Annotated in this window: 11 protein-coding genes; 5 read left to right on the plus strand and 6 right to left on the minus strand. The window is 71.6% G+C overall.

Translation table 11 applies throughout. The features are described 5' to 3' along the window. The first annotated feature begins 18 nt into the window (after positions 1-18). Complete coding sequence (locus ACIQH8_RS09745) at positions 19-1086, plus strand: glycosyltransferase (protein ID WP_400997707.1); 1068 nt, start codon at positions 19-21, stop codon at positions 1084-1086. A gap of 11 nt (positions 1087-1097) precedes the next feature. Here the strand turns inward: ACIQH8_RS09745 and ACIQH8_RS09750 are convergent, their stop codons facing one another. Genes ACIQH8_RS09750 through ACIQH8_RS09760 form a run of 3 tightly spaced genes read right to left on the minus strand, consistent with a single transcriptional unit; the run spans position 1098 to position 4756 of the window. Continuing rightward, on the minus strand, positions 1098-2003 hold the full coding sequence (locus ACIQH8_RS09750) for a polysaccharide pyruvyl transferase family protein (RefSeq protein WP_400997710.1): 906 nt from the start codon (positions 2001-2003) through the stop codon (positions 1098-1100). Continuing rightward, positions 2000-3220: a glycosyltransferase family 4 protein gene (locus ACIQH8_RS09755; RefSeq protein WP_400997713.1), complete on the minus strand. Its 1221-nt coding sequence runs from the start codon at positions 3218-3220 to the stop codon at positions 2000-2002. Before ACIQH8_RS09755 ends, ACIQH8_RS09750 begins: the two co-directional genes overlap by 4 nt. A 3-nt stretch (positions 3221-3223) precedes the next feature. After that, complete coding sequence (locus tag ACIQH8_RS09760; RefSeq protein ID WP_400997716.1) at positions 3224-4756, minus strand: polysaccharide biosynthesis tyrosine autokinase; 1533 nt, start codon at positions 4754-4756, stop codon at positions 3224-3226. A 69-nt stretch (positions 4757-4825) separates the two neighbouring features. Here ACIQH8_RS09760 and ACIQH8_RS09765 point away from each other — a divergent pair, with 69 nt between their 5' ends. After that, a complete protein-coding gene (locus ACIQH8_RS09765) occupies positions 4826-5971 on the plus strand; it encodes a hypothetical protein (protein WP_400997718.1) in 1146 nt (381 codons plus the stop codon). A gap of 51 nt (positions 5972-6022) precedes the next feature. Here the strand turns inward: ACIQH8_RS09765 and ACIQH8_RS09770 are convergent, their stop codons facing one another. Further along, on the minus strand, positions 6023-7390 hold the full coding sequence (locus ACIQH8_RS09770; protein WP_400997721.1) for an O-antigen ligase family protein: 1368 nt from the start codon (positions 7388-7390) through the stop codon (positions 6023-6025). A gap of 142 nt (positions 7391-7532) precedes the next feature. Here ACIQH8_RS09770 and ACIQH8_RS09775 point away from each other — a divergent pair, with 142 nt between their 5' ends. Further along, complete coding sequence (locus ACIQH8_RS09775) at positions 7533-8672, plus strand: polysaccharide pyruvyl transferase family protein (RefSeq protein WP_400997724.1); 1140 nt, start codon at positions 7533-7535, stop codon at positions 8670-8672. On the opposite strand, the gene ACIQH8_RS09780 is transcribed toward ACIQH8_RS09775, so the two are convergent. After that, entirely contained in the window at positions 8669-9667 is a 999-nt protein-coding gene (locus ACIQH8_RS09780) for a glycosyltransferase family 2 protein (RefSeq protein WP_400997727.1), read from the minus strand. The two genes, ACIQH8_RS09775 and ACIQH8_RS09780, sit on opposite strands and share 4 nt — an antisense overlap. Positions 9668-9728: 61 nt before the next feature. Here ACIQH8_RS09780 and ACIQH8_RS09785 point away from each other — a divergent pair, with 61 nt between their 5' ends. Further along, entirely contained in the window at positions 9729-10736 is a 1008-nt protein-coding gene (locus tag ACIQH8_RS09785) for a glycosyltransferase family 2 protein (protein WP_400997730.1), read from the plus strand. A 39-nt stretch (positions 10737-10775) separates the two neighbouring features. On the opposite strand, the gene ACIQH8_RS09790 is transcribed toward ACIQH8_RS09785, so the two are convergent. After that, positions 10776-11747: a glycosyltransferase family 2 protein gene (locus ACIQH8_RS09790; protein WP_400997733.1), complete on the minus strand. Its 972-nt coding sequence runs from the start codon at positions 11745-11747 to the stop codon at positions 10776-10778. A 69-nt stretch (positions 11748-11816) separates the two neighbouring features. Here ACIQH8_RS09790 and ACIQH8_RS09795 point away from each other — a divergent pair, with 69 nt between their 5' ends. Continuing rightward, positions 11817-12824 carry a beta-1,6-N-acetylglucosaminyltransferase gene (locus ACIQH8_RS09795; protein WP_400997736.1) on the plus strand — a complete coding sequence of 336 codons (1008 nt, stop codon included), beginning with the start codon at positions 11817-11819 and terminating at the stop codon, positions 12822-12824. Positions 12825-12859: the final 35 nt, after the last annotated feature.

Below are 12859 nucleotides of genomic sequence, written 5' to 3' on the forward strand. Positions count from 1 at the left end.
CGGAGGGACCAGCCGAACATGACGCTCCGCGACGCGCCGCGCCTGTCGATCGCCACCATCGCGACGGGCACGCCCATGGGAGCGCAGGCGTACCAGGAGCAGGTCGCCGGCCGCGCGGCATCCGCCCTCGCCGCCGTCGACGCGCGCGAGTGGCGCTTCCGGCGACTCGTGCTCCGCTCCATGCGTTCCGACCTGCCCGGCAACCGCCGCCTTCCGCTCGGCCGAATCGCACGTGCCTCGGTCGCCCGGCGGCAGGCGATCGGCCGACTGCTGTACGCGGGCGATGCCGTGTCGCACCGGATGGCCCTCGAGCTGCCGCCGTCGCCGCACGGCGACGTGATCACGGTGCACGACGTCGTCGCATGGCGGTTCCCCGACGAGTCGGCCCCGGTGCCCGCGGCGATCGAGGAGGCCCGCCGCGCCGCCGCGGTGATCTGCGTCTCCGAGTTCAGTGCACGCGAGGCCGTCGAGCTGCTCGGCATCCGCGAGCCGTACGTCGTGCACAACGGCGTCGATGAGCGGTTCTTCGACGCCGTCCCGCTCGACCCCGCGACCCGGCGAGCGCACGGAATCCCCGACCGCTACGTCCTGCACGCCGGCGGTGCCACGCGACGCAAGAACCTCGAGGCGCTCGCCGAGGCCTGGCCGCTCGTGCGCCGCGAACGGCCGGGGCTCGAACTCGTACTGGCCGGGCCGCCGCATCCGACGCGCTCGTCGCTCTTCGACGGCATGCCCGGCACTCGACTGGTCGGCCGACTCCCCGACGCGGTCATGCCGGGACTCGTGGCGGCTGCTGAGGTCGTGGTCGTTCCCTCGCTCTACGAGGGCTTCGGCCTGCCCGCGCTCGAGGCCATGGCCGCCCACGTGCCCGTCGTCGCCGCGGCCACGAGTTCGCTGCCCGAGGTCGTCGGCGATGCCGGCATCCTCGTCGAGCCGACGGGTCCGGCGATCGCCGCCGGCCTACTGGATGCCACGGGCGGCTCGAGCCTCGGCGACCTGATCGCCGCCGGGCGCGCTCGCGCCGGCGAGTTCACCTGGGAGCGCTGCGCGGAGGCGCACGCCCGGGTCTGGACTTCGCTTGCCTGACGAACGGGCGACTATCCGAGACCCGAGAGCGCGCCGACCACGCCCCCGGGGAACCGCGGGAGGCCGGGAAGCACCTCGGGGAGACGCCCGATCGCCCGTTCGAGCTCGTCGCACGCGCGGTCGACATGGTCGCGCGGCGCCGCCGACGCGCCTTCGAGCAGGTCGGCAAGCCCGCGTGTCTCGTCGAACGCCCTGAACCGGCTGTCGCCGGGGGTCACGACCGACTCGTAGTCGTGGAACTTGAACGGACCGCCGCTCAGCGGCGGCTCGAGCATGGTCCACGTCGCCGGAATGCCGAATGCGTCGGCGGTCACGAGCCCGTGCAACGACGTCGTGACGACGGCCTCGGCCGAGGCGATCTCCCGCACGACTCGGGCGGCGGGTTGGTGCACATTCACGACGTGGACCTTGAGGCCCGACGCATCCGCCATCGACATGAACGGCCGGTGGGACCGATGGTGCCCGTGCGGGACCAGTGCGACGTCCCAGCGCGTACGCGGACGTCTCGTCCGCCGTGCGACGAGGATGCCCGGGTCGCCGAGCGCGACATCCGCGGGGGCACCGATCAGATCCCGGGTGAGGTGGCCGCGAACGGCGAGGACCTTCGCGTTCGGGAGCGGATGAGGTCGCCCGTACATCAGCCCGCTCCCCCAGACGGCGCCGTCGAAGTCCTCGGGCAGGAACTCGAGGATGCTGCCGACGCCTGCCAGTCTCGCCTTCCCTGCGATCCGATGCACGGGAGCGATGCCGTACTCGGGCAGCAGCCACGGTGTCAGGTCGTCTCCGAAGTTCGGGTGCCCGTCCCACCAGGTCGCGGGCACGACCACGCCACCCCGCCACATCGCGGGGCGCGTCGCGGCGGTGGCGAGTCGGCGGATCGCGCGGACGCGTCGGCGCCTCGGGGTCGAGTACGTCATTCCCCCACCTCCTCCGCGTGCCCGCGCCCGCCGCGCTCGGCGGAGATCGCCGCGTACTGCGCTTCGTAGGCGGTCGCGACCCGAGCCCACGTGAATTCCGCGGCCCGCTCCCGCCCGACGGCCGCGAGACGAGCCCGGACGTCCCCGTCGGCGGTGACCCGCTCCATCGCCTCGCGCAAGGCCCGCGTATCGAGCGGATCGACCAGGATTCCGTCGACCCCGTCGCGCAGGAACCCGCGGGCGCCGCCGCGGTTCGTCATGACCAGCGGGGCGCCGCTCCGCCACGCCTCGAGGGCGACGATCCCGAACGCTTCCGTACGGCTCGGGACGACCACCGCGACCGCTCCCGCCATCGCATCGGCCACCTCGGTCGGATCGAGACGACCGGCGAGCTCCACGCGCCCCTCGAGCCCTCGCTCGGCGACGAGGGATGCGAGGCGATCGCGCTCCGGCCCATCGCCGACGATCACGAGACGCGTATCCGGTCCCAGATCGGATCCGTCCATCGCCTCGACGAGCAGGTCGAATCCCTTCACCCGCCCGAGGCGGCCGACCGCGAGCAGGTAGCGCCCTGCGAACGGGGTCCGGTCGCCGTCGCCGGTCAGCGACAGATCCACGCCGTTCGGCACGACCTCGCCGCCCGTGAGCCCGAACTCACGACGGAGTTCCTCGAGCACGAAGGCGGATGGCGCGGTCACCGCCGATGCCCTCCGCAGCGCACGGCGCAGGGCGAGGCGCAGGATCATGGACCGCTCGAACACGGCGTTGTCGTCGGCGACCGTCTCACCGTGCGAGGTGACGACGAGCGGCAGCCGGAAGCGGCGGTGCAGGGCGAGCGCGTAGACGCCGTTCGGGCCGAAGCAGTGGACGTGGACGACATCCGGCCGGAACGCCGCCGTCGCCGCCGTCCAGCGCCGCCAGGCTCCGGGGAGCGCTCGGGCGAATCGCACCACCCCGCCTGCCGATCCGGTCGGCAGCGGGGTCGGGAGGTAGCGGACGGTCACGCCGTCGATGTCCGTGACGATCGGTCCCGTGCCGCGGTCCACGGACCAGACCTCGACCGCCGACCCGTGCTCCTGGAGCTCACGGGCGACCTGACGCACGTGTTCCTCGACTCCACCGACGTGGGGCGCGTACGAGGAGGCCACGAGCGCGATGCGCGCGCGACCACCGTCGACGACGGCAGGCAGGGCGCCGTTCGGCACGGATCCGTTCACGCCTCAGCCGCGAGCGCCGAGTTCGTCGGACGACGGCTCGTTCACGAGGTCGCCGCCCGGCGCAGCAGAGGCGCCCCCGCCGCGCTCCGCCTTCGGCGCGGCCGGCTTCACGGGAGCCGCCGTGCCGGTGGGCTCCGCCACCTCCTGCCCGGAGGTGTAGTCGCGCCGGTACTCGTACGAGTAGGTCGCGGCATCGGCACCGCGGATCGGCGCCTTGTTGAGCACGATGCCGAGAGCACGGCCCCGCGCCTTCTTGAGTGTGTCGAGCGCCTTGTCGAGGAGGTCGTAGGTGGTCTTGCCGAGCGTCACCACGACCAGCGCGCCGTCGGCCTGATGGGCCAGCACGGCGCCGTCCGTCACGGGGAGGAGCGGCGGAGCGTCGATGATGACGGTCGCATGCTTCGTCAGGTCGGCCACGAGCGTGTGCATGCGCTCCGAACCGAGGACCTCGCTCGGGTTCGGTGGCACGCTCCCGGCAGCGAGCACGAGGAGGTTGTTCGACTTCGGGGTGCGCTGCAGAACCTCGGAGAGCGCAGCGCGCCCCGCGAGCACATCGCTGAGCCCGGCACCACCGGGCAGCCCCATCGTCCTCGCGACCATCGACCGTCGGAGGTCGCCGTCGACGAGCACGACCGTCGTGCCCGCGGCGGCGAGCGTGAGCGCCAGGTTGCACGCGATCGTCGACTTCCCGTCGCCGGGGAGCGGGCTGGTGACCACGATCGTCTTCGGCGGATGATCGACGTCCATGAATTGGAGGTTCGTGCGGAGGGACCGGAGCGCCTCCGAAACGGCGAACGTACCCGTCCTGCCGGTCCGGTTGGCCGCCGCCGGGTCGACCAGTCGTTCGCCTGCGTCGAACCCCGCCACCCACGGGATCGTGCCGACGACCGCGACGCCGCTCTTCTGCTCGGTGTCCTCGGCGTTGCGGATGCGTCGGTCCGCGGCCGTCCGGATCATGGCGAACGCGACCCCGAACCCGAGTCCGAGGACGCCGCCCACGATGATCGCGGTCTGCACGTCGGGGAACGCCGGACTCGACGGCAGTGAAGCCGATTCGCGCACCACCACCTTCACCGGAGCTTCGCCGGTCGGGCTGCTCTCGACCTCGACCCCTTCGACCACCGCGCCGAGCGAATTCAACCAGGCCTCGGCGAGTTCTCGCGCCCCCTCCGCGGTGGGAGCCTCCGCCGTCACGCTGAGGATGACCGTTCCGGAGGGATTCGTGACCTCCACTCGCTGGATGAGGGCCTCGGGCGTCGTCTGGAGACCGAGGTCGTCGATGACGCCCTCGGCGGTGTCGGTCCATCCCGCCATGATCAGGTACGACGGGACTCGCGATCGGGCGACGCTGTCGCCGAGCGAGACGTTGGCGACATCCCCGATGCCCGTCGATTGCACGATCCCACTCGCGTTCGCCACGTAGACCGGCGTCTGCAGAAGCGTCCAGCCGTAGCCCGCCCCTGCGCCGATGAGCGTCATGAGCAGGATCGCGATCCAGTGTCGACGCAGCCCGCGGAGGTAGTCGCGCAGTTCCATGGACACCTCCGTGTCGTGCCGTCGTCCGTCCGCGGGCGCGGTGGATCAGGAGCGAGTAGGGTCCATGGTATGCCAACCGCCTTCGACGTGCGCGTGCTCGATTCCGTGGTCCGGGTAGACTTCGACCCCTCGGTGCCCGACGACGTTCGCGGCGCGATCAGCGGGCACTGGGTCGACCTCGTCGAACGGGATGCCGAACCGACGATCACCATCCGGGCCACGATGGTGCCCGGGCAGGCTTCGGCGGATCCGGCGCAACGAGTCGTTTCGGGGCCGTCAGCGGAACGGCTCGCGGCGAACATCGTGTCCGAGGCGACCCTCGCCGGCATCGGCGAGCTCGCGGGCTCGGCGCTGATGCTGCACGCGGGCGCCGTGGCCCTCGAGGACGGCAGGGTCATCGCGCTGGTCGGCCCGTCCGGTCGCGGCAAGACCACCGCCTCCCGCGCGCTCGGCCGCGGCTTGGGTTACGTGACCGACGAGACGCTCGCCGTCTATCCCGACGGGGAGGTCCTCCCCTATCGCAAACCGCTCTCGGTGGGAACGGAGCCGGCAGCGAAGACGCCGATTCCCGCTTCGTCGGCCGGACTCCGCGAACTCCCGTCCGCGCGGCTCGTGCTCGACGCGATCGTCGTGCTCGATCGGCGAGAGGGGGTCGAGGCGCCATACGTCGAGACGATCCCGCTGCTCGACGCCCTCGAGGAACTCGTCCCGCAGACCAGCTTCCTCACCCGCCTGAGGGCCCCGCTCCGTACGCTCGTGACGACGGTCCTGTCCACGGGCGGTGTCCGCAGAGTCGTCTACTCCGAGGCGGAGACCCTCCCCGGACTCGTCGACGAGATCCTCGCGGCGCGCTCCGACGAGTCGCCGCACCTCGTCGACGTCGGCGTGTCGACCACCGACTGCGACTGCGGCGCGAAGCTCGGGGAGCAGTCGGACGTCGTCCCGGCCGCCCCGGGCGCGGTCTACCGTCGGAGCGAGTACCGCGACGCGCTGAGCGTCGACGATGCGCTCGTCGTCTACCGCCGGAACATCGTGTCGGTGCTCGACGGAATCGGCCCCGTGCTCTGGTTCGCCGCATCCGACACCACGGCTGCGGAGCTCACGGATGCCGCGCTTCGCGAGATGCCCGCACCCCCGGCCGACATCGATCCCGCGCGGGTCGTCGAGGCGACGCTCGACGAACTCGTCGCCGCCGATCTGCTCGTGAGGGCCTGACCGCTCCTCGCACGACTCGGCCGGTCGTCCAGGCGAGCGCGCGATGCGAGGCTAGCGCGCGATGTGCGCCGGGGGCCCGATCGATGCCGGTCTCGGAGCGCTCTCGGCTTCGGATCTGCGTTGCTCGCGCGCCATGGCGCCGAGGCAGATGCCTGCGATCACGAACGGGATCGATACCTGCGCCGCGACCCAGAACAGGTCGAACTGCGCCTGCATGAGCCGGCTGAGCACGACGGCGAACGCCAGCGTGCCGAAGCGCGGGTCGACGTGCCACAGCACCAGGAGGATGCCGATGCACATCACCACGAAGGCTGCCAACCCGACGAGACCGGCGCTCGCGAGTACCTCGAGCTCGCCCTGCGGCGGCTGGTAGCCCAGGCTCCCCGGCTCGCGCCAGTACCGGAGTCCGTGGCCGAAGAACGGCGCCTCGCGCCAGTAGTGGTAGACCTCGCGGAACCAGTCGAGGCGTTGGAAGACGGAGTTGTGCTGGTTCTGCGACTGGATCTGCTCGACGACCATCGACACGATGAGCCAGGCCGCCGGGATCAGCAGGACGAGCACGAGGACCCGGGAGCGACGCGAGGTGCTGCGGCGGATGACCGCGATCATGATGGCCGCCATGAGTCCGATCAGGGCCTGCCGCGATTGCGACACGATCACGCCCGCGACGAGCAGCCAGAACGCGAGCCTCGACCATCCCTTCGTCCATCCGACCCAGTCGGGGTTGATGTACACGACGATCGCCGCGAACGCGAACACGGTGCCCACGAAGTTCTTGTGCATCGGTATCGGCCAAGCCGGTGCAACGGGCCCGAAGTTCCCCGTCGCGTACTGCGCGGCGGCGTGCACCAGCGTCACGACGGCGATCACGCACGCCGTGAACACCAGGAGCGAGAGCGCAGTGCGGGCGTAGCCGGCCGCGCCGACGGCCCAGCCGACGATGAGCGCTCCGGAGACGAGCAACCACGCGTGGAACCACTCGAACGTGTTCGCGACGTAGGGATTCACGATCACGGTGAACAACGTCGCGAACTGGTACATGAGGTTGAGCCACAGGATCCGACGGACGGGGGTGCTGTACGGGCGCTCCCCGAGCAGCACGGCCGTTCCGAAGGCGGCCGCGAGTGCCGCGTCGGAGACGGAGAGGTCGCCTCCACCGATGCCGATCCGCTGCGAGATCATCAGCCCGGGCATCGCGAACAGCGCGATCGCGAGCGGCTTGGACGTGGTCAGCGAGGCCGCGATCACGAAGGCGGCGATCACGATGGCGAACATCGCGCCGCCCTGCGCGCCCCGATCCAGCAGGAAATACGTCGCTGCGACAGCGGCGAACGCGTAGAGCACCCACCGCCACGCACCCGACCACCATTCGACGGTCCGGAGGTGCCGGAACGCCCGGCGCTCCTTCGTCGAACTCATGGCCCCGGTCCTTCGTGAGATTCGCTTCAGTATCGCAGGTGGGTGACGCGAGCGCGTACGGTCGCCGTAGTCTGGCCCGATGGGAATGGCCACGGGGCGGCGGGCGTCGCGAGCGGGCGCGTCGGACCGGCGCGACTGACCGATGGGTGAACGGCTCGTCGGCATCGTGACGATCAACGACGACACGAACTACGGCAACCGTCTGCAGAATTTCGCGCTCCACGAGGTCGTGCGTTCGCTCGACCGGGAGCCCGAGACGATCGTCAATCGGCCGCCGTCGTGGTCCCGCTCGCTGCTCGTGCCCCGGGCGATGCACGACCTCGGCCACGACCTGCCCGGGGTGATTGCGCGAGCACGCTCACGACTGCCGCACGGGTTCCGACGGCCGGCCGCGCCCGCGCTCCCGTTCCTCGAGGTCCGCCGCGCGGCGATCGCGGGCTTCGCTCGCAACCGCATCCGGTCATCGCCGCACGCATACTCGGCGATGCCGACCGACTACTGGGCCGACCGCTACGAACATGCCGTCGCGGGCTCCGACCAGGTCTGGAACCCGACCTACCGGAGGGCCCAGCCGATCGACTTCCTCGAATTCATCGACGGGCCGCGCCGGATCGCCTACGCGCCGAGTTTCGGAGTTCGACGCATCCCGGGCTTCCTCCGCTCCCGATACCGCGAGTGGATCGAGGGCATCACCCACCTCTCGGTGCGCGAGCACGGCGGCGCGGACATCGTCGCGGACCTGACCGGCCGCGCTGCTCCGGTCGTGCTCGACCCGACCGCCCTGCTTCCCCGGACGGAGTGGGACGCGCTGATCGAGGACCGGTCGCGACCGGTCGACGGAACGTACGCGGTCCGCTACTTCCTCGGTCGGCCGACGGCAGCCCAGGATGAGTGGATGACGCACGATGCCGCCCGCCGCCGCCTGGAGGTCGTCGACCTGCACGCCCTCGACCAGGAGCGGTTCGCCGACGTGGATCCGCTCGGCTTCGTCGCGGCGATCGCCCGAGCGGACGCGGTGTACACGGACTCCTTCCACGCGGCGACGTTCTCGTTGCTCTATCGCCGCCCGCTCGTCCTCGGCAGGCGCTATGCCAGCGATGTGCGGCAGGAGGAGCTCCTCGCACAGCACGGGCTCTTGGCGGGAGGGACCGGTGTCGATGGCCTCCGCGTGGTCGCGGACGTGGACTGGAGCGAGGTGGACGCGCGTCGCGAGCGGCTCCGGGCCTCGTCGATGGCGTTCCTCACCGCCGCGCTGGACGGCTCGGTCGGCGCGCCCGGTTAGTCCCCACGGTCGCTGTCGGGGCGGGAGGACGGCGCCCACACCCGAAGGGGTCGACGAAGCATCGTATGCGCAAGACCGTCCACGATCCGCCCCGCACCCGGGATGATCCGACCGCGCGCCAGCAGCGCGCGCCCCTCCGCGACCTTCCGCGCGGTGGTCCGCGACTGGTGGGCCCGCCAGACGGCGCGGAGGCGCCGTCGGGTTTCGACCGATGCGTGCGGGCGGTGGAACACCGACGCCCACACCTGTCGTGCCCCGCGCACGTTGCGGGCGCGGTCGCCTGATGCATTCGCGGTGTGCCGCCGATAGCCGACCATGACCCGGTCGACGGGCACGAGCGGACCCCGCCCGGCGAGTCGGAGGACGAACTCCCAATCCTCGGCGAGGAACCGGTCGTCGAAACCACCGACCGCATCGAACGCGATGCGGCGCAGCAGCAGGCAACTCGGCGGATACACGAGGTTCGAGAGGAAGAGGTGTTCCGGCCCGACATCGGCGTGCACGTCGCGCGAGACGAGCTTGCCGTCCCGGAGGTCGAGCCGACCGCGCATGTGCCGCGGAAAGTCGCCCGCGTGCAGCACCGCGCCGTCGGCGTCGATGTACTCGGCGAGCACGAACGCGCCCGCGGCATCCGCTCTGCCCTCGAGCGCCCCGACGAGTGTCGCGAGCAGCTCGGGGTGCCACACGTCGTCCGCGTCGAGGAAGGCCAGGTACGGGGTGCCGGTCGACGCCCGCCCAGCACCGTCGTTCCGGGCCGCCGCGACGCCCAGATGGGCCCCCGTCACGAGCCGCACGCGGGGATCCGATTCGAACGACCGCACCACGTCCGGGCCGTCGTCGGTCGAGCCGTCGTCCACGACGATCACCTCGAATCGCGCGAACGACTGTGCGAGCACCGAGCGCAGCGTCTCCCCGACGTAGGTGCCGCCGTTGTAGAGCGGGATCACGACGGTCACCAGCGGCCCCTCGGCGGGGTGGTCCTCGAGCGGCGTCATGCGAGCAGCATCGCACAGCCGGCTCGCCCGCCCGGTCCTGATGCCCCGCTAGCATGACCGCGTGCAGGAACGACAGCAGGATGCCGCGAAGCCGACGTTCGCGCTGGTCATCCCCACGTACCGTCGACCCGACCTCGTCCTGCAGGCGGTCGACAGCGCGCTCCGCCAGACGCGACCGTTCGACCAGCTGATCGTCGTGCCCGACGGTCTCGACGACCCGGCGATCGATGCGCTCTCCGAGTCGCCCGTCGACGTGGTGCCGATCGAGAAGGCGGGCGTGGCCGCCGCTCGCAACGCGGGGCGCACGCAGGCGCGCACCGACTGGGTGTGCTTCCTCGACGACGACGACCTCCTCCACCCCGACTACCTCGCCCGCGTCGAGTCCGAGGTGCTCGGCTCACCCGGAGTCGCAGCGATGAACACCGCCTACTGGAGCTTCGCCCCGGAAGCCGGCCCCGACGACGAGTTCGCGGCGAGCACGCTCGACGAGTGCCTCGAGGCGATCGCGAACGCGACGCCGAAGCGCGACCTCTCGTACCTCGAGATCGAGGGCCGGAGCTTCGACCTGCTCCTCGAGCGGATGCGCGGTTCGATGAGCACTACGGCGGTCAGGCGGGACGTACTGGACGCAGCCGGTGGATTCCCGCACGGGTTCATCACCGCACAGGACTGGGTCATGTACGTCAACGTCGCGCGACTGACCGAGTGGCGCCTCATCTCCGATCGCCTCGCGTTCTTCCGCGACCTGCCCGACTCGATCACGCGCACCGGGTCACCGCAGAAGGGCCTGACCGCGCTCCGTGCCATCCGGTCGTTCTGGCAGCCGACGTCATTGCCGACTCCCCCGCACCGGCCGCTCGACGCCTACCGCGCGAACTACCGGCACGTGCTCGGGTGGGCGCTCCTGGCATGCCGTCGTGCGCGGGACTTCCGGTCGTATCGCGAGGCGCTCGCGATCGCCCGCGACATCCTTCCGCACCGCAGCGACCGGCTCCGTGCGGCGATGCCGGGATGGGTGCGCGGCGGGATGTCCCGCGCCGCCGCCCTGGTCGGCATGCAGCGGCGCTGAGGCATCCGCCTCACATCACGCACCGGGGGTCGCCCTCAATCAGGGGGAGACGCCTTCCGCGCGCCCGCCGAGGATCGCGCGGAGGTCGCGCCCGCGCGCGTCCCCGCGGCGCGGGTCGAGCGGCGTCCAGCGCGCCGACCGGAGCATCGCCAGTGCACCCCACCCGACGCCGACGACCGTGACGCCGAAGCGCCGAAGCCTCGCCCCGAGTCCGCCCGCGCGGCCGACCGCTCTGAACTGCACGACGACCCAGCGGCGCAGGAGCGGCGACCGGATGCCGCCGTCGCGGGCGAGCAGGACCATGTGGTTCCTGCGCCCGTAGAGCTTGTAGCGAGTGTCGAACCGGGCGCCGCGCACGTGCGGTGCGGGAAGGTGGTCGACCGCGGCGTCGGGCGCGAAGATCGCCCGACCGCCGACCGCTCGGACCCTGAGGAAGATGTCAGTGTCCTCGCGGAGCGCGGTGCCGGGGTAGTCGTCGCGGAACCCGCCGAGCTCGGCGAGAATCGACCTGCGGAAGGACATGTTCGCGCCGATGCCGTGATCGACGACCACGACTCCGTCCGGGATCGAGGCGAACCCGTCGGTCAGGGTCCCGTCCGGGAGGAGCCGGCCGATCGGCTTGTCGTACGTCTCCTCGCCCGGCTGGCCGTTGCACGTGCGGCCCGACACAGCCGACACCGCGGGATCCGCGAAGGCGTCGAGCAGTGCGGCCTGCCACCCGGGCCGGAGCACCACGTCGTCGTCGAGGAAGCTCACGATCGCGCCGCGGGCGACCCGCAGGGCGGCGTTGCGCGACCGCGTCATCCAACCCGCCAGTTCGGGGGCGTGCACGTAGACGATCGGCCTGGCGAAGGCGTCCGCGATGTCGCGACGGTCGGCGGCCGAGGCATCCACCACCACGACCTCGACATCGCCCGAGAGCCCGGCGTCGAGCGAGCGCAGGCAGCGCTCGAGGAACTCGGGTCGCTCGTAGGTCACGATGCACACGCTCAGCATCGGTGCATCGCTCATGGTCTCCCGCCCTCCGCCGATACCGGGTGATTCTATCCACGCGATGCGGCCGGCTCGTAGGCTTCGGTCATGGCTGGCGAGCAGTCGCGCGGGCACCCCGCGCCCGGAGGTGCGGCCTACGTCGTGCTCACCCACCGGGACTGGCCGCAGGTGCAGCGGCTGGCCCGCGCCATCCGTTCGTCGAGCCCCGAGGCGTTCGTCCTCATCGCGCACGACGACCGCACCACCGCGTTCCCGACTGAGACCGACGATCCTCGCGTGCAGGTGTTCGTCCACGGTCTCGACACCGACTGGGGATCGTGGGAACTTGTCGAGGCGACGCTGCGCGCGTTCGACGAGGTGCGCCGGCGCGCCGATCCCTCGATGGTGGTGCTCGTGTCGGGCCAGGACTACCCGATCCGACCGCTCGCCGAGTGGGAGGCCGATGTGCTCGCCGCCGGCGGCTGGGTCGGGCGCGCCGAGGCGCTGCACTATACGGCGCACTGGGGGCGTACGCGCGGCGAGGGACAGGACGAACTGACGCGATACGCCTACCGATGGTTCCGCACCCCGCTCGCGCGTCTCGGATTCCGCGTCGGCGGCCGGGCGGGAGCCGCGCTGCGGCGCGTGCGCGGCGCGATCGCCCTCCGCCTCGAGCCCGTGCTCAGCGTGCGGGTCGTCCGCCGCGGTCGAGGCGTGCACTGGGGCATCCGTCGCCCGACCCCGTTCTCGGCCGAGCGCCCGTGCCATTCGGGGAGCCAGTGGCTGGCGATCTGCCGACCCGAACTCGATCGGCTCCTCGACGAGGACCTCGCGCCCGGCTCGCGCCTCCGCCGCTTCTACCGGCGCACGATCATCCCCGACGAGTCCGCCATCGTCACCCCGCTCGCCTGGCGTTCACCGCCTGCCGACCGGGCACCCGTGACGGATGTCTCGTGGGACGCCGAACTCGACCAGCCGACGGTCCGAACGCTCGACGACCTCGACCGGCTCGAGTCGTCGGGCTCGGCGTTCTGCCGCAAGGTCGACCCGGTCGCCAGCGCCGACCTGATGGACGCGCTCGACCGGCGCATCCCTGCGGCCGCGGCCGAGGAGTAATATCCAGGCGTCCAAGCGAATGCTCCGTCGAGAGG

The organism is Agromyces sp. GXQ0307, from assembly GCF_044769845.1.
Classification (GTDB): domain Bacteria; phylum Actinomycetota; class Actinomycetes; order Actinomycetales; family Microbacteriaceae; genus Agromyces.